The following is a 21,652-nucleotide window of genomic DNA, read 5'->3' as shown; positions in this document are numbered from 1 at the left end:
TCCTTAATACCTTGTAGAATTGTTTCAGGGTATTTTATTTTACAATTATGATAGAACAAGCAATTTTAGAAATCACCGCCGAACTTTCAGAGGCGCGAAATATAGTTATTGTACCCCATAAAGGCCCCGATGGTGATGCCATAGGCTCGTCTTTAGGGCTTATGCATTTTTTAAAAAACAAAGGGCACCAGGTAGATGTGATTGCGCCCAATGAATATCCGAAGTTTTTAAAATGGTTGCCGGGAAATGAAGAGGTAATGATTTATGAAAAAGATAAAGAAAATGCAGACAAGCTTATAAGTGATGCAGATATTGTTTTTGCGCTAGATTTTAATCACTTAAACCGCTCTGGTGATATGCAGGATATTTTAACTGCTTCACAAGCGGTTTTTATAATGATAGACCATCATAGGGAACCATCAGATTTTGCCAACTATACCTACAGCGATGCCGAAATGAGTTCTACCTGCGAAATGGTGTACCATTTTATAAATAAACTACGCGCTGTAGAAAAAATCACCCCTGAAATTGCCACCTGTCTCTATGCAGGGATTATGACCGATACCGGTTCGTTTAGGTTTAGTGCCACCAGTTCAGAGACACATCGTGTAATAGCTAAACTTATAGACAAAGGGGCCGTTAACCACGAAATACACAATAATATTTTTGATACTTTTAATGAAAGTAGGCTTCAGCTTTTAGGAACCGCTTTGCAGAACCTTCGTGTAAAGCACAACTATAAAACGGCTTATATCACTTTATCTCAGGAAGAACTGGATAAACATAATTTTCAGAAGGGAGATACAGAAGGTTTTGTAAATTATGGGTTGGCGATAGAAGATGTTATTTTTGCCCTTATTTTTATTGAAAATAAACAAGAGGGCATCATTAAAATTTCCTTTAGGTCTAAGGGCGATTTTAATGTAAATGAATTTGCCCGCGCACATTTTGAAGGCGGAGGGCACAACAATGCCGCAGGTGGTAAAAGTGAACTTTCTATGGAAGACACCATTACCAAATTAAATAATATCCTGCCCGATTATAAAGAATTACAAGGATGAAAAAAACTTTAATTCTTATAACTATTATAGCTCTGGCAGCCTGTAAGTCTCCGGAAGCAAGATATCCGGTCATACAAAAATCTGGCTCGCACATTAGTGAATCTATCGCTAAAAACCAGGAACTTCTGGAAAAGGAAGTAGCACAAATTGAGGCTGTAATTGCTGCCGATTCTACCCGGGAATACCAATCTTCGCCCGATGGTTTTTGGTATACCTACAATAAAAAAAATAAAGATACTGCCAATACGCTAAAACCTGAATTTGGGGATGTTGTAAGCTTCGATTATAGCATCAAAACATTAGACGGACAGGTAATTTATGCCGAAGGGGAAAAAGCTACCAGAACCTATGCCATAGATCAGGAAAAACTATTTAGCGGTTTAAGACAGGGGCTTAAACTGATGCAGGAAGGAGAAACAATTACGTTTCTTTTCCCTTCCTATAAAGCATATGGTTATTATGGAGATAAAAACAAGATAGGTACTAATTGGCCCTTACAAACTAAAGTAACCTTGAATAAAATTATAGAAAAAGAAGAAAACCAAAATCAACGATAAGTTAAACCCAGGGCCATAGGAGGCCTTTTTAATTTTTACACTAAATGAGAACCAGTAAATTTTTACTACTTTTTGCCATGGTATTTACCATGTTTGCCTGTAACGACGAATATCCCGAACTAGAAGATGGGATGTATGCCGAATTTAAAACAAATTACGGAACCTTTGTAGCCGAGCTCTTTTACGAGGAAACCCCTATTACCGTTTCGAGTTTTGTTTCCCTTGCCGAGGGTACCAACAAAATGGTAGACAGTACCTACAAAGGAAAAAACTATTACAACGGACTTACATTTCACAGAATTATAGACGGCTTTGTTATTCAGGGTGGGGATCCAACCGGAACCGGTAGCGGAGGCCCAGGTTATAAATTTCCAGATGAAATTGTAGACAGTTTAAGCCACGACTCTAAAGGTATACTTTCTATGGCCAACGCAGGCCCCGGCACCAATGGGAGTCAGTTTTTTGTAACTCTTGCCCCTACCCAAAACTTAGATGGAAGACATACCGTTTTTGGTAAAATTGTAAAAGGCCAGGATGTTGTAGATTCTATTGGTAAAGTTGAAACCGGCCCACAGGACAAACCTATTAAAACGGTAACTATGGAAGAGGTTAATATCATTAGAAAAGGTAAAGATGCCAAAAATTTTGAAGCACCTAAAGTCTTTGAAGATGAGTTGCAAGCCATAAAAGAGAAAGAAGACGCTGAAGCTAAAAAGCGCCAGGAAGCAAAAGAAGAAATGGCCAAAACCTTTGAAAGCCATAAAGATGAAGCTAAAGCTTTAGACAGCGGACTTCAAATTTATTTTGAAGAAAAAGGAGAGGGCGAAAAACCTGAAACCGGCCAAATGGTAATGGTTTCATACGAGGGCTATTTTGAAGATGGTGATATTTTTGACACCAGTAAAAAAGAATTGGCCAAAGAAATGGGGCTTTTCAATCCTAATCGTGAGGCCCAGGGCGGTTATGGACCTATGGCTATCGTTTATGGCCCCGATGCACCTATGATCCCCGGATTTAAAGAAGGAGTACAACAAATGAGTGTAGGAGACCAGGCCTTGCTTTATATCCCCAGCCATTTAGGTTACGGTGAGCGTGGTGCCGGCGGAGTAATTCCTCCTAACACCAACCTTGTATTTAGGGTAAAGCTGGAAAGCATTAAGGAATAATTTCCTTATTGAATATAAAAAAGGCTGTTTGATATTATTTCTTAACGTCAAGCTGAATTTATTTCAGCTTCTAATTTTCATTGAAACTAGATCCTGAAACCAGTTCAGGATGACGAAAGATTAATAATCAAACAGCCTTTTTATTTACTCAGTAATCGAGATTTAATATCTCTTAAACCTCCCCGGAGGTAATTTACTGTAATCCCGAATTATTTATTCGGGATATTTTTTAACACTTCAAGTAAAAATTTCCAATATTTCTGGGCTGAAGAAATACTTGCCCTTTCATCGGGTGAATGTGCTCCTCTAATGGTAGGCCCAAAGGAAATCATATCCATCCCGGGGTAATGGTTTCCAATTATTCCGCATTCAAGTCCGGCGTGACAGGCTGCCACATCTGCTTTTTCGTTATGCAGTTTTTGGTATAACTCGTCTACTACTTTTAAAATAGCAGAATTAGGGTTTGGTGCCCACCCGGGATATTCTCCTGAAAGTTTTACTTTAAACTTCGCCAACTCGAACGTAGCCTCCAAACTATTGGCCAAATCGTTTTTAGAAGATTCTACCGATGATCTTGTTAAGCAATTAATTTTCACCTTTCCGTCTTCTACCTTAACGCTGGCAATGTTATTAGAAGCTTCTACCAAACCTTCAATATCGGGGCTCATTCTATAAACACCATTATGTGCCGCTGAAATCGCCTTAACCACTTCTTGCTGGTCTTCTACCTTCATAACCTTGTTAGGAACTTCAGTTTCAGAAATTTCAATATCCATATTAGGTTCCAGAGAAGCAAATTCAGCTTTAATCTCCCGCACCTGTTGTATAATTTCTGTTAGAAAAGTTTCGGTATTCGATTTATCTACCACTACAACCGCCTCGCTTTCACGCGGAATAGCATTTCTTAATCCCCCGCCACTAATACCGGCCACACGTAAACCAAAATCGCGGTTCGAATCAAAAAGTACACGAGCCATAATTTTATTGGCATTGGCCAGGCCTTTTATAATATCCATTCCGGAGTGCCCACCTTGTAAACCTTTTACTTTAATAAGGTATCCCACCGAATTGTCTGGGGTATGCTCTTCTTCATAATCTCTAACTGCGGTAATATCTACTCCCCCGGCACATCCAATACCTATTTCATCATCTTCTTCGGTGTCCAGGTTTAAAAGGATTTCCCCTTCAAGTAAATTAGGGTCTAAACCTTTAGCTCCCGTCATCCCTGTTTCCTCGTCTATGGTAAACAAGGCTTCAATGGCCGGGTGCTCAATCTCCTTACTTTCTAAAATAGCCATCATACTGGCAACTCCCAGGCCATTATCGGCCCCCAGGGTTGTGCCCTTTGCTTTCACCCAATCGCCATCTACATACATGTTAATACCGTTGTTTTCAAAATCAAAGTCGGTATCGTTATTTTTTTGGTGCACCATATCTAAGTGCGCCTGCAAAACAATTGGTTTTCTATCTTCCATCCCTGCAGTGGCCGGTTTTTTAATCACTACATTTCCGGTTTCATCTACCAGGGTCTCCAGGCTAAGATTGTTCCCAAATTTTTTCATAAACTCAATAACCCGCTCTTCTTTCTTTGAAGGTCGTGGCACTTCGTTTAGATCGGCAAATTTATTCCATAAGATTTTTGGTTCTAATTCCCTTATTTCTTCGCTCATTGTTTTATATTTTGGTCTTTCACAAAGGTATTGGTTATTAACAAAGAAGGAAAATTTCCCGGCTTTTTAAAACTAATTTAACCAATACAGGCTGAGTTGATTAAGATTTTTAAACCAGGCTGAGTAATTATTGTATTTTTAAATCGTGAAGAAAAAAGGACTTTATATTTTAGCATTTTTGCTTCCGCTACAGGTAATTTTTATCTTTTTCCTGGGTGGCTATCCCGAGTTGGTTGAAAACTGGTACAGCAACCTTATTTATCCTAAAATCTCTAAATTAATGCGATATGGGCACGGCTTTTTACCCTTTTCGCTTGGTGACCTTCTGTATACCTTCTTCGGAATTTTAATAATTCGCTGGCTTACTAGGCGTTTTCAACAAAAATTTAGAAACCCTAGATTTTGGGTAATAGATACCATGGCAGTTTTATCTTTAGTGTATGCCTGCTTTCATATTTTTTGGGGATTTAATTACTACCGATTACCCCTTCACAAAACTTTAAAAATTGAAAATAACTATACTACCGAAGAGCTTTATTCACTTTCTGAAATTTTAATTACCGAATCTAACAAACTTCACCAACAACTTGCAGATAATGATTCTGTAAGTGTAGTGATTCCCTATTCTAAAGATGAAATCTTTGCAAAAACAATAACAGGTTTTACTAATATTAGCAAGACTTATCCTGAACTCACCTACAAAGGAGAATCCCTAAAACGCTCCTTATACAGTATTCCGCTTTCGTATATGGGTTTTAATGGCTATCTGAATCCATTAACCGGGGAAGCCCAGGTAAACACGCAAATTGTACCCTATAAAATTCCTACCACCGCAAGTCACGAAATTGGTCATCAATTAGGTTTTGCGAAAGAAAACGAGGCCAATTTTATAGCCTGTTTAAGCACTATGAATCACCCCGATGCTTATTTTAGGTATTCGGGCTACACCTTTGCCTTACGCTACTGTTTAAGTGAACTTTACCGTAGGGATCCCGATAAATTTGAAATCTTAAAAGCAAAAATGAATGTGGGGATTTTAAAAAATTACCGGGAAGTAGAAGATTTTTGGCTTGCCCATCAAAATCCGTTTGAACCTTTGTTTCAGGCTTTTTACAATCGTTTTTTAATAGTAAATAACCAGGCAGACGGGATGAAAAGCTATAGTTATGTAGTCGCCTTGCTGGTTAATTATTTTTCAGAAGAAAAAAATAGTCTTTAACCTATTCATTATTTAGGATTGAGAAAATAAATTTAATATCCTCGAACAGTCATATTCTAAAATTTAAACCTCAACCCCGAAATTTATTCGGTGGGCTTAAAAGCATAGACTGTTCGTGTTAGATGCTGAAACAAGTTTATCATGACCAATTATTCATGATTTTGATTTACTGAGAAAAAAAAGGCATCAATAAACTACCTCGGGGTAAGGCCACGGGGCATTCGTTGGAAACAGATTTTTAATTTTGAGGCAAGCCTCGGGATATTACACCCTTTGGCGGTGCCAATGAAATCTCAACTAATTTTCAAAACAAATTTCAGCTTAGTTATAATTTTCTTAATTTCCCCCTCTTAAGTGCAAAACCACATTTAATTCAACTAAAATTTATGAAATTAAGACTTTTACTATGTCTGGTGTTTCTGGCAAGTTTGCAAAGTAAAGCCCAGGAATACTTCCCCAAAAACGATGGGGTGAAAAATCCTCAAACCAATTACACCGTATTTAAAAATGCAAAGATTCACGTAAGTCCGCAGGAAATTATTGAAAACGGAAGTTTTGTTGTAAAAGATGGCAAAATCACCGCCATAGGTAAATCGGTTAAAGAACCTACAAACAGTATTGTGATAGACCTGGAAGGAAACGAAGTATATCCTTCCTTTATTGACCTTTACAGCAGTTTTGGCGTAAAAGAGCTTAAAACAGCTCAAAGAAGTAATGGCCAGCCTCAATACCAAGCTAGTCGTGAAGGCTACTATTGGAACGATCATATTAGACCAGAAACTAAGGCCGTAGAAGTTTTTAGTTATGATGATAAAGCTGCTACTTCCCTGCATAAAGCCGGGTTTGGAGTAGTAAACACCCACGTACCAGATGGTATTATTCGGGGAACAGGAATGTTGGTAGCCCTAAACCCTGCCGGCAGCGAAGGAGAACGAATTTTAAAAGATCGTTCGGCGCAATACCTTTCTTTCGATAAAAGTAAATTGTCCCACCAATCTTATCCTACCTCTACTATGGGGGCAATGGCTTTAATTAGGCAGGCATATTTGGATGCCAATTGGTACGAAAAGGGAAAGTCTGAGAACAAAGACTTGGCTTTGGAAGCTTTAAACAGAAATAAAAATCTTACCCAAATTTTTGCCACCGATAATCTTCTTGATGCTTTAAGAGCAGGGAAAATAGGGAAAGAATTTAACATAAATTATGTGATTTTAGGCGATGGTAAAGAATACCAGCGCATGCAGGAAATTAAAGAAACCGGAAGCACATTTATTGTTCCCTTAAATTTCCCGAATGCCTACGATATAGAAGATCCTTTCCTGGCAGAACATCTCAGCTTAGAGGAAATGAAAACCTGGAACCAGGCCCCGGCAAACCTTAAAATGCTTGCCGAAAATGACATTCCGTTTACTATAACCACACACGACCTGAATGTTGAAAAAGATTTTAGAAGCAACTTATTAAAAGCGGTTAAATATGGCTTAAATAAGGAAGATGCACTTGCCGCTTTAACCACAACCCCGGCAAAAATACTTGGAGAAGAAAATCGTTTGGGAACTCTAAAAGAAGGTGCCTGGGCAAACTTTATCATTACCTCGGGCGATTATTTTGATAAAGAAACAAGTATCTACGAAAACTGGACCCAGGGAAAAAGAACAGTGATCAACAAAATAAAAACCAACGATATTACCGGTAATTACCAGCTTAAATTAGAAGGAAAAGACTATAAACTTAACATAACCGGCAAACCGGAAGCGCCAAAAGCCAGTATAAAGTCTAACGACACTAAATTGGGCGCAAAGCTTAGTTTTTCCAATAACTGGATGAATTTATTACTTTCTTCGCCCGATACTACAAAAACAGCATTTACCCGTTTGGTAGCTAAAATTGGAGAAAATGCTAATGAAATTTCCGGAACCGCTTACCTAAGTGATGGCTCTGAAACCAGGTTTACCGCAACTAAGGAAGTTTCAACTAAAACCGCTGAAGCAGAAGAGGTAGAAGAAAATGACGACGAAGAAGCTAAAGAAGAAGAACTTCGTGAAATTATGCCGGTAAGTTTTCCTAATAAAGCATACGGTTTTTCAGAAATGCCAAAAGAAGAAATTATTCTTTTTCAAAATGCCACGGTTTGGACCAATGAAAAAGAAGGGATTATAGAAAATACCGATGTATTGGTAAAAAACGGGAAAATTTCGAAAATAGGTCAAAATCTTCGCGCGGGTAACGCCCGTGTAATTGATGCCACGGGAAAACACCTAACCTCCGGAATTATAGACGAGCATTCCCATATTGCAGCATCTGCCATTAACGAAGCCGGGCATAATTCTACTGCCGAAGTTAGTATGGAAGACGTTGTAGACCCTACAGATATCAATATTTACCGAAATCTTGCCGGTGGGGTAACTACCGTTCAGCTTTTACACGGTTCGGCAAACCCTATTGGGGGGCGTTCTGCTATTTTAAGGTTAAAATGGGGGGAAAACGCTGAAGACTTAATTTTTGAAGATTCTCCTAAATTTATAAAATTCGCATTAGGGGAAAATGTAAAGCAATCTAATTGGGGAAGCCGCTCCAGATTTCCGCAAACCCGTATGGGGGTAGAACAGGTTTTTACCGATTATTTTACCAGGGCAAGAGAATATGAAGAAGCCAGAAATAACGACGAAGATTTTAGAAAAGATCTAGAAATGGAAACGCTGGTTGAAATTCTAAATAGCGAACGTTTTGTATCAGCCCACTCTTATGTGCAAAGCGAGATTAATATGTTGATGAAAGTTGCCGAAAATTTTGATTTTAGAATCAATACTTTCACCCATATTCTGGAAGGTTATAAAGTAGCCGATAAAATGAAGGCACACGGTGCGGGAGGTTCTACTTTTTCAGATTGGTGGGCTTATAAATATGAAGTGAATGATGCAATACCGTATAATGCACCAATTATGCACAGCCAGGGAATTGTTACAGCAATTAATAGTGATGATGCCGAAATGAGTAGAAGGCTCAACCAGGAAGCCGCAAAATCTGTAAAATACGGCGGAGTTTCTGAAGAAGATGCCTGGAAGTTTGTTACCCTAAACCCGGCAAAATTATTGCATATAGACGATAGGGTTGGAAGTGTAAAAACAGGAAAAGACGCCGATCTTGTGTTATGGTCAGACAACCCATTATCTATATATGCTAAAGCTGAAAAAACCCTTATTCAGGGAAAGGTTTTCTTTGATATAGAGAAAGACAAAGAATTACGAGAAGAAATTCAGGAACAACGAAGCAAAATTATCACCCAAATGCTGCAGGCCAAAAACAAAGGTTTAAAAACGCAACCGGTGACTAAAAAAGAAGAACAACACATCCACTGTAACTTATTAGAAGAAGTACATTAATAAAAGAACGAATGAAGATGAAATATTTAATATTACTAGCATTATTTGCCTGCATAGGAAATTCTTTTGCCCAGCAAACCCCTGCTTCAAAACAAACCGAAGCAGTAACTATTGTGGGGGCTACCGCCCATCTTGGAAATGGAGAAATAATTGAAAATAGTTTAATAATTTTTGAAGATGGGAAAATCACCCAGGTAATGGATGCCACTGAAACAAAAATGCAATACCGTGGGAGAATTATTGAAGCCGAAGGCAAGCACGTTTACCCCGGTTTTATTGCACCCAACGCTACTTTAGGTTTGGTAGAAATTGATGCAGTACGCGCTACAGACGATGAGGACGAAATAGGCTCTATGCTTCCGCACATTAGAAGTATAATTGCCTATAATGCCGAAAGTAAAATTGTGGAAAGCATGCGACCAAATGGAGTGCTAATGGGGCAAATTGTTCCGCGTGGTGGGAGCATCTCGGGAACTTCTTCTATTGTACAGTTTGATGCCTGGAATTGGGAAGACGCCGTTATTAAAGAAGATGATGGTTTGCATATTAACTGGCCAGATAGCTTTACCAGAGGCCGCTGGTGGGCGGGTGAAGATTCCGGAATAAAAGTAAGCGAAGACTACCAGGAAAAAATCTTAAAACTGGAAGAGTTTTTTGCTTCAGCTAAAGCATATTTAGCCGGGAACAACCAAAAAACCAATCTGGCGTATGAAGCGATGAAAAATGTTTTTACCGGAGATAAAAGAGTATATGTTCACGTAAACGCAAAAAAGGAAATTCTGGATGTTATAGACTTTAAAAAAGACCAGAAACTGGAGCATTTAGTTATTGTTGGGGGTTATGAAGCCCATAAGGCTATTGAAGATCTAAAAGAAAATAATATTCCTGTTTTGGTACAACGGCCTCATGATACTCCAAACAGTGACGACCATGATTATGATTTCCCTTATAAATTAGCGGGTATTTTGCATAACCAGGGGGTTTTGGTTGCCCTCGAAAGTAGCGGTAGCATGGAACGAATGAACACTCGAAACCTTCCATTTTATGCCGGAACCACCGGTGCTTATGGTTTGGGAAAAGAAGAAGCCCTTAAATTAATCACTTCAAATACCGCCAAAATTCTTGGAATAGATAATATGGTTGGGACTTTAGAAAAAGGAAAAACAGCAACCCTATTTATTAGTGAAGGAGACGCTTTAGATATGCGCGGAAATATTCTTACCCACGCTTTTATACAGGGCCGCCAGGTAAGTTTAGATACGCACCAAACCGAACTTTACGAGCGTTATAAAAAGAAGTACGAGAGCGCAAGTAAGTAATCTGCATTTCCCGAAATTTATTAAGAGGTTAACAGTTTTACCAGTAAAGGTATTTTTGTTAACCTCTTTTCTTTGCAATAGGTTTAAACTCCCTATTTTTACGCCTATGATTAAGCAAATAAGCAGCACACAGAACAAGGAAGTTAAGCACCTACTCCAATTGCAGGAAAAATCCAGGCTACGCCGAAAAGAAGGTGTTTTTTTAGTAGAAGGCCAACGGGAGATAGCACTGGCTATAAAAGGAAACTTATCTTTAAAAGCTATTTACTTTTGCCCCGGCTTAATTGAATTGAAGGAAGTTGAAAAACTAAACTCATCCCAGGTTCCTATTACTGAAATTTCTGCTGAAGTTTATGAAAAAATAGCATATAGAGGTAGTACTGAAGGTATTTTAGCTATTTTCAAAACAAAGGAAAACAGGCTTCAGGATATTACATTCAAAACAAAAAATCCTTTAATCCTTATCGCAGAAGCACCAGAAAAGCCCGGAAACATTGGCGCAATTTTAAGAACTGCCGATGCTGCAAAAGTAGATGCTGTTTTTATTGCAAACCCAAAAACCGATTTATACAATCCCAATATAATTCGCTCTAGTGTTGGCTGTGTATTCACCAATAAAATTGCTACCGGAAGCACTTCAGAGATCATTGCTTTTTTAAAGCAACATAACATTTCTATATATGCTGCGGCATTGCAAGCCTCAAAGCCATATCATACGATAGACTTTACCAGGGCTTCAGCCATTGTAGTTGGTACAGAAGCTACAGGCTTAAGCGAAGAATGGCGTAAAAATTCAACGCAAAACATAATTATTCCAATGAGTGGTGAAATTGACTCTATGAATGTTTCTGTTGCTGCAGGAATACTTATTTTTGAAGCCAAAAGACAACGCGGTTTTTAAAGAGAAACCGGGGTTGTATTGTATAATTCAGCATTAAAACTAAAATCATTTGAATCCGCAAACCCTATTTTATATTATTATTGGCATTATTATTATCGATTTTATCATCGATAAAATTTTGGATGCACTTAACGCAAAACATTTTGATGATCCCATCCCAAAGGAACTTGATGATGTTTATGATCCGGAAGAGTACGAAAAATCGCAAGCTTATAAGAAAGAACGTTACCGATTTGGTATTTTAACAGGTAGTTTTTCGGTATTGCTCACTTTGGGGTTTATTGTTTTTGATGGATTTGCCTGGGTAGATGGGATTGCCCGGAATTTTACCGATAATGATATCCTGGCAGCCCTGATTTTCTTCGGAATTATAATGATAGGCAGTGATATTCTTACCACGCCTTTTTCCTGGTACAGCACTTTTGTAATTGAAGAAAAATATGGTTTTAATAAAACAACTAAAAACACCTTCTTTTTAGATAAGATAAAAGGCTGGCTAATGATGGCGGTACTTGGCGGTGGAATTCTGGCACTTATCGTTTGGTTTTATCAATTTGCCGGAAATGATTTCTGGTGGTATGCCTGGATACTTGTGGCTGTTTTTTCTGTATTTCTTAATATGTTTTATGCAAAACTCATTGTGCCTTTATTCAATAAGCAAAGCCCCCTGGAGGAAGGATCTTTACGAACTAAAATCGAAACCTATGCAGCAAGTGTAGGTTTTAAATTAGATAATATTTTTATAATAGATGGTTCTAAAAGAAGTACCAAAGCCAATGCTTATTTTTCAGGATTTGGCAGCGAAAAGCGTATTACACTTTTTGATACTTTGGTAAAAGACCTGGAAGAAGAAGAAATTGTATCAGTACTGGCTCACGAAGTTGGACATTATAAAAAAAACCATATCCTGGTAAACTTAGTTGCTTCTATTGTAACCACAGGTTTTACCTTATGGCTTCTTTCTTTATTTGTAGGAAGCCCTGTACTATCCCAGGCCCTGGGCGTAGAAGAACCAAGTTTTCATATTGGGTTAATTGCCTTTGGAATACTGTATAGTCCTATTTCAGAAATTACCGGTCTATTGATGAATTATTTATCACGAAAATTTGAATACCAGGCCGATAATTTTGCAAAAGAAACCTATGCTGCCCAGCCCTTAATTTCAAGTTTAAAAAAACTTAGTCGAAACAGCTTAAGTAATCTTACGCCACATAAGGCCTATGTTTTTATGCACTATTCACACCCTACCCTGCTACAAAGATTTAAAAATCTAAAGCGCAGTTTGTAGTTGTTTCTTTATAATCTTAATCGTACTTTTAAATTATGACAGAAGCTGCTATAGAAAAAGAAAATAAAGAAATTGCCCGACAGTATAAAGAGCTACTGCGTATAAGCTATCGCAGTCTAAACGACGAGGATAAAAAGCAAATTAGAAAAGCTTTTGATACCGCTGTTGAGGCACACAAAGATCAACGAAGAAAATCTGGCGAAGCCTATATCTTCCATCCCATAACTGTGGCTAAAATTGTAGCCTCCGAAATTGGCCTGGACGCCACTTCTATTGTTGCAGCGCTCCTGCACGATGTTGTTGAGGATACAATTTATACGCTTGAGGATATAGAAGAAATGTTTGGAAAAACGGTGGCGACCATCGTTAACGGACTCACAAAAATATCCAGCTTAAAGAAAGATAAAGATGTTTCGTTACAAGCCGAGAATTTTCGGAAAATGCTACTCACGCTCAACGACGATATTCGGGTAATCATTATCAAAATTGCCGACAGGTTGCATAATATGCAAACCATGGATGCAATGAGACGTGACAAACAGGAAAAGATTGCCTCCGAAACGCTATATATTTATGCTCCGTTGGCACATAGAATTGGTCTTTACAATATTAAAACCGAACTGGAAGACCTCTCCTTAAAATATACCGAACCCGAAGTTTACCAGGACATCCTAAAAAAAATAAAAGAAAGCAAAGAGGAACAGGATGCCTATATAAAAGAGTTCTCACAAATTATTGAAGACTCCCTTAATCAGGAAGAGCTGGATTACGATATAAAAGGAAGGCCTAAATCTATTTATTCTATACATCGTAAAATGAAGGCTCAAAATGTGAGTTATGATGAGGTCTACGATAAATTTGCCATCCGAATTATTTATAAAAGCGACCAGGCCAACGAAAAATTTCTTGCCTGGAAAATTTACTCTATAGTTACCGACCATTTTAGGCCTAATCCTACCCGTCTTCGAGACTGGATCTCTTCTCCAAAATCTACCGGTTACGAAGCCCTGCATATTACAGTAATGGGACCAAAAGGCCGTTGGGTAGAAGTGCAAATTAGGAGTCATAGAATGAATGAAATTGCCGAAAAAGGTTATGCTGCACATTATAAATATAAGCAAGGAGACACGAAAGAAGACCGCGGAATTGAAGAATGGTTAAACAGGCTTCAGGAGGCTCTTGAAAACCCAGATGTTAATGCAGTAGATTTTGTAGAGCAATTTAAGCTGAATCTCTACTCTAAAGAGATATTTATCTTTACACCACAAGGAGATCTAAAATCTCTGCCTAAAGGGGCTACCCCCTTAGATTTTGCATTTAGCATTCATACCGAAATTGGTTTAAAAACCCGTGGTGCAAGGGTTAATAATAAGTTGGTACCCTTAAGCCATCAGTTAAAAAGCGGCGACCAGGTTGAAATAATAACATCAGAAAACGCAAAACCAAACGTAAACTGGTTAGATTATGCAACCACAGCCAGAGCACGGGCTAAAATAAAATCTTCTTTAAAAGATGAAAAACGTGAAATAGCCGAAGAAGGCAAAGCTATTCTCACCAGAAAACTGCGCGCGCAAAAAATTCCTTTTAATGAAAAGGTAATTAATGAGTTGGTTGTTCATTTTAATTTAAAAACCAGTTTGGATTTATTTTATCGGGTTGGAATTGGTAAGATAGACAATCAAAAACTTAAAGAGTTTGCTTCATCCAGGAGCAACGCATTGGTGAGTTATATTAAACGTAAAATCACCAAACCGGTTATTGCTGAAGATCTCAATAAAGATGAAATTACCTCTAAATTCGACCAGCTTGTTTTTGGAAGGGACGAAGATGAAACTTTAGAATACAAACTGGCCAATTGTTGCAATCCAATACCCGGAGACCAGGTCTTTGGTTTTGTAACCGTAAATGATGGTATAAAAGTACATAAGAAAAATTGTCCCAATGCACTTCAGCTTCAAAGTAATTATGCCTACAGGATTATTCCGGCAAAATGGATAGATTCTTCTCAGCAAGACTTTAAAGCTGTTATAAAATTAACCGGAATTGATAACTTAGGTTTGGTGAGCGAGGTAACGAAAGAAATTTCGAGCAACCTCAATGTGAATATGCAAAAGGTAGGTTTTGAAAGTGTAGATGGCGTCTTTAGCGGTGAAATAACGCTCAAAGTAAAGAACAATGCCATACTCACCACTATTATTAACCGCCTTAAAAAAATTAACGGCATCGATAAGGTTAGCCGTGAATAATCCTATACCTTTGTAAGCTACAAAGAATTATGAGCAAAAAAGTTGTAAATAAGAACGATCAGGCAGTAGTTAAAAACGTGTTCACCAAGTATTTGGAGGAAAAAGGGCATAGAAAAACCCCCGAACGTTTTGCCATACTTCAGGAAATATATAATAACGACGATCATTTTGATATAGAATCACTCTACATTAAAATGAAAAACAAAAAATACCGGGTAAGTCGTGCAACCCTCTATAATACTATAGAATTATTGCTGGAATGCGGCTTGGTTAGAAAGCACCAGTTTGGGCAAAACCAGGCGCAATATGAAAAGTCATATTTTGACCGGCAACACGATCACGTTATTTTAACCGATACCGGTGAGGTTATAGAATTTTGCGATCCACGCATTCAGTCCATAAAAAAAACAATTGAAGAGGTGTTTGATATAGAAATTACCAAACATTCTTTATATTTTTACGGCAACAAAAAAACAACCAATTAACTTAAGATTTCAATGGCGGTAGATTTACTACTCGGTCTCCAGTGGGGTGACGAAGGCAAAGGAAAAATTGTTGATGTACTCACCTCTAAATACGATATCATTGCAAGATTTCAGGGAGGACCAAACGCAGGACACACCCTCGAATTCGATGGGCAAAAACACGTTTTACATACAATTCCTTCAGGAATTTTTCATGATCAAACCATTAACCTTGTAGGTAATGGTGTGGTGATAGATCCCGTAATTTTTAAAAAAGAACTGGATAATCTTAGTAAAAATAATATAGATTATAAGTCTAAATTATTTATTTCCAGAAAAGCACATTTAATCCTACCTACTCACAGACTTCTGGATGCAGCTTCTGAAGCTTCAAAAGGAAAGGCTAAAATTGGCTCTACCCTTAAAGGAATTGGACCAACTTATATGGACAAAACCGGGAGAAACGGAATTCGTGTAGGTGACCTGGAACTGGAAAACTGGAAAGAAAAATACAGAACCCTGGCCGACAAGCATGAGAAAATGATCAAATTCTACGATGTAGACGTGCAATACGATCTTGCTGAATTGGAGAAGGAATTTTTTAATGCGGTAGAAACTCTTAAATCACTAACTTTTATAGATAGTGAAGCTTATTTGCACCAGGCACAAAAAGAAGGTAAAACTATTTTAGCCGAAGGTGCTCAGGGATCTTTATTAGACATAGATTTTGGAACCTATCCGTTTGTAACTTCTTCTACCACTACTGCGGCTGGAGCTTGTACAGGTCTTGGAGTTGCACCAAATAAAATTGGTGAGGCCTATGGGATTTTCAAGGCATATACCACAAGAGTTGGAAGTGGCCCCTTCCCTACCGAACTTTTTGATGAGGACGGTGAAACCATGGGACGTGTTGGAAACGAATTTGGTGCTACAACCGGTCGTGCGCGTAGATGTGGTTGGTTAGACCTTGTAGCTCTAAAATATGCCGTACAGGTAAATGGAATCACCCAGTTAATTATGATGAAAGGCGATGTACTTAGTGGTTTTAAAACCTTAAAAGTATGTACCGCTTATAATTACAAAGGCGAGGAAATTGACCACTTGCCTTATAATATTGAAGCAGAAAATATCACTCCCATTTATACCGAAATTAAAGGTTGGGAAGCCGATCTTACCGGGATGACAAAAGTAGAGGAACTTCCTAAAGAGTTTAATGATTATGTTGCATTTTTAGAGAAAGAACTGGAAATTCCGATTAAAGTGGTTTCAGTTGGGCCAGACAGAACCCAAACTATCACACGTTAATCAAAAATCTTATTTGATAAAAAAACAAAAAGCCGTTTCAAATTGAAACGGCTTTTTTCATAACAAAATCCTCTATAACAAAAACTTAGAATTAAGTTATTTATTCATCCTTAGGAAACGATGAATAAGCTGGCTATTTGTTGAGCTACCTGTCCACTCATAGGCTCATCGTAAGATTGTGATACTGCTTCGGCACTAAAGCCGGTAGCATCTACCAGGTTTACGCCTCCCTGCATAATATTTTCTTCCCCGTCATAAACAGCCTGGGTAGCTTCCGGCATTCCCGGCCCCCTATTGTTTAAGTTTATCCAGCCTAGTGCATTTTCATTGGTGTTTTCATTTAAAACATCGGCTCTCAACCTTCTAATCTCTGAGGCGTGCCTTGCTTCAACTGAATGTATTTGCAATGCCGGAGTAAGAAAATCGGTTCCCATAAGATTTCCTGCCTGACCTTTATAAGCTCTTACACCGGTGTCTTCAAAGGCCTGGGCCAACGCCAATAACTGGGCGTAAGCCATATCATTATTCTTATTAAAAGGATCAAAAGCCCCTCCTGCGGTAAAATCGAATTCAGGCGAATCTACGGCGTTATCTCCCAAGCCTGCTTTTAGAAATTCTACGTGGGCACTTTCGTGCTTAGAAATTTGGTTATAAACTGCTTCAGCCCTGCCACCGCTTGGTAATACTCCAGAATCCAGGGCCTTTATATAAAATTCGGCTTCAAGATATTCCAGGGTAAGGGCAAGCTGTAACGCACCTATGGCATCGTTCCCGTTACTTTGTGCAAAAGCTTTTCCAGAGGTAGAAGCAAGTCCAAAAGGAACAGCTACCATAGCCGCCTTCTTACCTAAATTTCCAAGGTTACCCAGCATTTCCCGCCTGGAAGAAGCTTTCTTAGTAAGACTTTCTGAAGTAAATTCGTCTAAAAATTTTATAATATCCATAATATTGTTTTTTAAAGTTAAAAATGATTACTTAGGTAAATTATTGGCTGTAAATGGTGTAACTACGAAGCCGGTTGCGCCAACTTCCCCAAGAATTGTTTCCGGATCTTTAGCCAGATCCAGCCCATTAGCATCAATAACATCGTCTCCGGCAAAAGCCGTATTATCTTCTAAATAAATAGAACGAATAGCAGCAGCATGCCTTGCCTCTACCGAAACAATTTTACCTGCAATCACTAAAAAATCTGGAGTTTGCAATAATTTACCTGCTCCATTATACGCGGCAACACCGGTATCTTCCAATACCCTGGCTGTTGATAATACAGAATCTCTATCTGCAAAATTTACACCGCTAAAATCAAATTCTAACTCTGGCAGCACCTGGCTGGCTTCAGCGTTAGCACTAATTGCAGCTTTAAAAAACTCTCTATGTATAACCTCATGATCATATAAATCTTCTAAAATCAATTTTTCTTCAGCAGTAGCTCCTGCCCAATAAGAGCCATCTAAGACTTTTGTATAAAATGCAGCTTCCAGTTGCTCTAACGCATATGCATAATTTAGTATCCCTACATCGCCACTCCCAAGATCAAAAACTTCTCCCGGGGGAGTTGGATCTGGGGTCATATCATCATCACTACATCCATAGAGCAGTAAGCCTGAACCTGCCATGGCGAGTCCGCCCATTTTAAGAAACTTTCGTCTTGAACTCCTGTTTTTTGAAGGTTTTGCAGTTACTGCTTCTACCTTAATACGTGGTTTTTCCATAATTTAAGTTTTTAGTTGTTTACTCGATAATCTATTGTGCTCCGGGATTTATCTCGAAACCAAAAAAATTCTATCCAATGCCTCATTGAATTGTTCAAGAGATCATTTACCATATTTACGTATGCTTAGCAATGATGGTTTTTATAAGAGAGTTAAAGTTTTCTAAAAAAAATGTTACTCATTAAAAAATCAAGGTTCATCTTATTGTACACCTCCTTATCTTAAAAAGATTATTCCCCCAAATTTTAATTACTTTTGAAAAAATTATAGACTTGAAAAAAATCATTCTTTTCTTAGTATTGGCAACTTTGTGCATTCCTTCTTTAGTTAAGGCCCAGGAAGCCAAAGAGATTGATTATAGTGCCGATAGAAATATCCAGGATGAAAAATATCCAGGAGCTTTTGTTTTAAGCAAAGTAGAAAACCAGGTGTATTTTAAACACGAAGGTATAGAAGTGTGGTGCGATCTTGCCATTCATTATAAAGAAGAGAATTTTTTTAGAGCCTTCGGAAATGTAAGAATGCAGCAAGGCGATACTGTAAAACTAAACAGTAGCTATGCTGAGTATAATGGAAACTCCCAATTTGCATTTGCCAGTGGCGACGTAGTGATGAAACGCCCCCAAACCACCCTGGAATCTGACAGTCTTTTTTTTGATAGACTAAAACAACAGGCTTACTACCGAAGTGGTGGTAAAGTAATAGATACCGGTGGGGTTATTACCAGTAATATTGGAAGGTATTATATGGAGCAGGATAAATATTCTTTTGTTTCAGATGTAGTGCTTACCAATCCCGAGTATGTTATAAATTCAGAACAACTTGATTTTTATGGAAAAACCGGGCACGCATACCTGTATGGTCCATCTACAATTAAGAGTGAAACCAGTACGGTATATTGTGAACGCGGTTTTTATGATACCCGTGGCGATACAGGCTATTTTGTAAAAAACTCCAGGATAGATTACAATAACAGAACGGTAAAAGGCGATAGCCTATATTTTAATAGGAATACAAATTTTGCTTCGGCCACCAACAACATTCGGGTTATTGATACCATTAACAAAAGTGTTGTAACCGGGCACTACGCCGAAGTATTTCGAGATAAAGATTCTGTTTTTATTACAAAAAGGGCGGTAGCAGCCAGCGTTCAGGATAATGATTCGCTTTTTATTCATGGTGATACCATAATGATTACCGGGAAACCCGAGAAACGTATTATTCGGGGATTTTATGACGTGCGCCTATTTAAGAGCGATATGAGTGGCAAAAGCGATTCGGTTCATATTAACCAGGAAACCGGCCTTACCAAAATGATTAACTTAAACAGCGGCCCGGTTTCTTCTGTAGATAAAAAAAGAAGTCCGGTGCTATGGAGCGGACTTAGCCAAATGACGGGGGACACTATTCATTTGCAAAGCAATACCAAAACAGAACAACTGGATTCGATGCGGGTATTTAATAATGCATTTTTGATTCAGAAAGACACTATAGAAGGCTATAACCAGGTAAAAGGAATGGATTTGGTTGGTTTATTTGAGGATAATGAATTGTACCAGGTAGATATCAACAAAAATACCGAAACCCTATACTACAGCCGTAATAACGACCAGGAACTTATAGGAATAAATAAAACCCTGTCCAGTTCTATTAAAATTCTATTTGAAAATCGGGAAATCCAGGATATCTATTATTACCAGAACGTAGACGGAAATTTAACTCCGGAAGAAGACTTCCCCCTTAATGTTCGTGAACTAATTGGTTTTAATTGGCGTGGTGACGAAAGGTTACTTTCTAAGGAAGACTTATTTAAAGGAAAGCCAGAACCCGAATTGGTTAAAATTGAAGGAATAGCTTTACCTGAAGAAGAAGGGGAGTTCTTCGATGAACGCGAAGAAGGAGATGAGATGCTACTAAATGACAAGTCCAGGCTAAAGCCGGAAGATTTACAAAACAAGGTAAAAGACAGTATTCCGCAGTTAAAAGAAAGCCCGCAAATAATTAAGGAAAAGGCAGAAGAAGCAAAAAAGACAGTTAAAGATAGCATTTCAAAGAAAGTACCAACACCTTTAATAAAGCCAGAAAACTCACAAAAAGACAACAAGAACGAAGCTGAAGATGACGAAGGCAATTAATAAAGACTTTTTAAAGTACCAGGCGCAAACTACTCCACATCCCTTAGGTTTAGAGGTAGCATCGGCAAAAGGCTCCTATATTTTTACTACTGACGGAAAAAAACACCTGGATTTTGTAGCCGGTGTTTCGGCTTGTAGTTTAGGCCACTGCCATCCCAAAGTGGTTCATGCCATTAAAACACAGGCTGAAAAATACCTACATGTAATGGTTTACGGGGAATACGCCCAGCAACCTGCCGTAGAATTAGCAAGCTTACTGGCCAAATACTACCCTAAACCACTTGAAAAAACCTATCTCACAAATTCTGGAACAGAAGCTATAGAAGGCGCTTTAAAACTAGCACGCCGTTATACAGGAAGATCCGAAATTATAGCTGCCCACCAGGCCTATCACGGCAACACCATGGGATCGCTTAGCTTAATGGATTACGAAGAACGCCAAAAGCCATTTAGGCCGCTTTTGGGAGATATTTCTTTTATTCGGTTTAATGAGGAAAAAGATCTGAAAAAAATAACCAGGAAAACCGCAGCCGTAATTCTGGAAAGTATACAGGGAGGTGCCGGATTTATTCTTCCAAAGAACGATTATTTAAAAAAGATAAAACAACGCTGTGAACAAGTAGGTGCTTTATTGATTTTAGATGAAATTCAACCTGGATTTGGACGAACCGGAAAACTTTTTGGATTTGAAAATTTTGATATGGTTCCCGACATTGTTGCTTTAGGAAAAGGAATGGGTGGCGGAATGCCCATTGGTGCATTTGCCGCATCTGCCCCAATTATGGATAGCCTTTCAGACAATCCTAAAATGGGACATATTACAACCTTTGGGGGAAATCCTGTAATTGCTGCTTCAGCTTTAGCTACTTTAAAGGAAATTACCAGTTCAGACTTAATGGCAGAGAGTCTAAAAAAAGAAAAACTTTTTAGAAAATTACTGGTGCATCCACTTATTTCAGAAGTTAGGGGAATAGGCTTAATGCTTGCTATTATTACTAATTCTGAAGAAATAACAAATCATTTAATCTTAAAGTGCAAGGAAAAAGAACTTATACTTTTCTGGTTGTTATTCGAGAAAAAGGCAGTAAGAATAACACCGCCGCTTACCATATCGGAAGAGGAGATAAAAGAAGGCTGTGGCATCATTATTGACGTATTGGATGAAATAATGAGACAGCAACAAACTGTTCATTAATTTGTTAACAAGAATATTGATTTTTGATTTT

At 38.2% G+C, this 21,652-nt stretch carries 16 protein-coding genes; 13 read left to right on the top strand and 3 right to left on the bottom strand.

All coding sequences use genetic code 11. The features are described 5' to 3' along the window. The first annotated feature begins 47 nt into the window (after positions 1–47). From I6U49_RS07110 to I6U49_RS07100, 3 genes are read left to right on the top strand one after another with little or no spacing between them, the layout of a single operon-like run. Complete coding sequence (locus tag I6U49_RS07110; RefSeq protein WP_198628132.1) at positions 48–1,061, top strand: DHH family phosphoesterase; 1,014 nt, start codon at positions 48–50, stop codon at positions 1,059–1,061. Beyond that, positions 1,058–1,618: a gliding motility-associated peptidyl-prolyl isomerase GldI gene (gldI, locus tag I6U49_RS07105; protein WP_198628131.1), complete on the top strand. Its 561-nt coding sequence runs from the start codon at positions 1,058–1,060 to the stop codon at positions 1,616–1,618. Before I6U49_RS07110 ends, gldI begins: the two co-directional genes overlap by 4 nt. A 44-nt stretch (positions 1,619–1,662) precedes the next feature. Continuing rightward, positions 1,663–2,784: a peptidylprolyl isomerase gene (locus tag I6U49_RS07100; protein ID WP_198628130.1), complete on the top strand. Its 1,122-nt coding sequence runs from the start codon at positions 1,663–1,665 to the stop codon at positions 2,782–2,784. A gap of 209 nt (positions 2,785–2,993) precedes the next feature. Here the strand turns inward: I6U49_RS07100 and I6U49_RS07095 are convergent, their stop codons facing one another. Further along, positions 2,994–4,454 carry an aminoacyl-histidine dipeptidase gene (locus I6U49_RS07095; RefSeq protein WP_198628129.1) on the bottom strand — a complete coding sequence of 487 codons (1,461 nt, stop codon included), beginning with the start codon at positions 4,452–4,454 and terminating at the stop codon, positions 2,994–2,996. 145 nt (positions 4,455–4,599) lie between these two features. Between I6U49_RS07095 and I6U49_RS07090 the strand changes: the two genes are divergently transcribed. From I6U49_RS07090 to I6U49_RS07055, 8 genes are all read left to right on the top strand, one after another. Continuing rightward, positions 4,600–5,673 carry a DUF3810 domain-containing protein gene (locus I6U49_RS07090; RefSeq protein WP_198628128.1) on the top strand — a complete coding sequence of 358 codons (1,074 nt, stop codon included), beginning with the start codon at positions 4,600–4,602 and terminating at the stop codon, positions 5,671–5,673. A gap of 386 nt (positions 5,674–6,059) precedes the next feature. Then, positions 6,060–9,056, top strand: coding sequence for an amidohydrolase family protein (locus I6U49_RS07085; protein WP_198628127.1), 2,997 nt, complete (start codon positions 6,060–6,062; stop codon positions 9,054–9,056). An 11-nt stretch (positions 9,057–9,067) separates the two neighbouring features. Further along, positions 9,068–10,375 (top strand): amidohydrolase family protein, encoded by a 1,308-nt coding sequence (locus I6U49_RS07080; protein WP_198628126.1) that lies wholly within the window; start codon positions 9,068–9,070, stop codon positions 10,373–10,375. A gap of 106 nt (positions 10,376–10,481) precedes the next feature. Continuing rightward, a complete protein-coding gene (locus I6U49_RS07075) occupies positions 10,482–11,276 on the top strand; it encodes a TrmH family RNA methyltransferase (protein ID WP_198628125.1) in 795 nt (264 codons plus the stop codon). A 49-nt stretch (positions 11,277–11,325) separates the two neighbouring features. Beyond that, positions 11,326–12,564 (top strand): M48 family metallopeptidase, encoded by a 1,239-nt coding sequence (locus I6U49_RS07070; protein ID WP_198628124.1) that lies wholly within the window; start codon positions 11,326–11,328, stop codon positions 12,562–12,564. Positions 12,565–12,599: 35 nt separating this feature from the next. After that, positions 12,600–14,810 carry a RelA/SpoT family protein gene (locus I6U49_RS07065; RefSeq protein WP_198628123.1) on the top strand — a complete coding sequence of 737 codons (2,211 nt, stop codon included), beginning with the start codon at positions 12,600–12,602 and terminating at the stop codon, positions 14,808–14,810. A 29-nt stretch (positions 14,811–14,839) separates the two neighbouring features. Next, positions 14,840–15,295, top strand: coding sequence for a Fur family transcriptional regulator (locus I6U49_RS07060; RefSeq protein WP_057481434.1), 456 nt, complete (start codon positions 14,840–14,842; stop codon positions 15,293–15,295). A 12-nt stretch (positions 15,296–15,307) separates the two neighbouring features. Then, on the top strand, positions 15,308–16,579 hold the full coding sequence (locus I6U49_RS07055; RefSeq protein WP_193711803.1) for an adenylosuccinate synthase: 1,272 nt from the start codon (positions 15,308–15,310) through the stop codon (positions 16,577–16,579). A gap of 110 nt (positions 16,580–16,689) precedes the next feature. Here I6U49_RS07055 and I6U49_RS07050 read toward each other — a convergent pair whose 3' ends face one another. Further along, positions 16,690–17,523 carry a ferritin-like domain-containing protein gene (locus I6U49_RS07050; RefSeq protein WP_198628122.1) on the bottom strand — a complete coding sequence of 278 codons (834 nt, stop codon included), beginning with the start codon at positions 17,521–17,523 and terminating at the stop codon, positions 16,690–16,692. A 27-nt stretch (positions 17,524–17,550) separates the two neighbouring features. Continuing rightward, positions 17,551–18,291, bottom strand: a complete 741-nt coding sequence (locus tag I6U49_RS07045) for a ferritin-like domain-containing protein (protein WP_193711805.1) — start codon at positions 18,289–18,291, stop codon at positions 17,551–17,553. 272 nt (positions 18,292–18,563) lie between these two features. On the opposite strand from I6U49_RS07045, the gene I6U49_RS07040 reads away from it, so the two are divergent. After that, the gene (locus I6U49_RS07040; protein ID WP_198628121.1) at positions 18,564–20,426 is read left to right on the top strand and encodes an OstA-like protein; all 1,863 of its coding nucleotides are present in this window, start codon (positions 18,564–18,566) and stop codon (positions 20,424–20,426) included. Further along, entirely contained in the window at positions 20,422–21,621 is a 1,200-nt protein-coding gene (locus tag I6U49_RS07035; RefSeq protein WP_198628175.1) for an aspartate aminotransferase family protein, read from the top strand. Before I6U49_RS07040 ends, I6U49_RS07035 begins: the two co-directional genes overlap by 5 nt. Positions 21,622–21,652 lie beyond the last annotated feature (31 nt).

It is taken from the genome of Salegentibacter maritimus (assembly GCF_016236915.1).
In the GTDB taxonomy this organism is placed as follows: Bacteria; Bacteroidota; Bacteroidia; order Flavobacteriales; family Flavobacteriaceae; genus Salegentibacter; species Salegentibacter maritimus.
The sequence above is the reverse complement of the archived record's forward strand: the minus strand, read 5'-3'. Positions and strand labels throughout refer to the sequence as shown.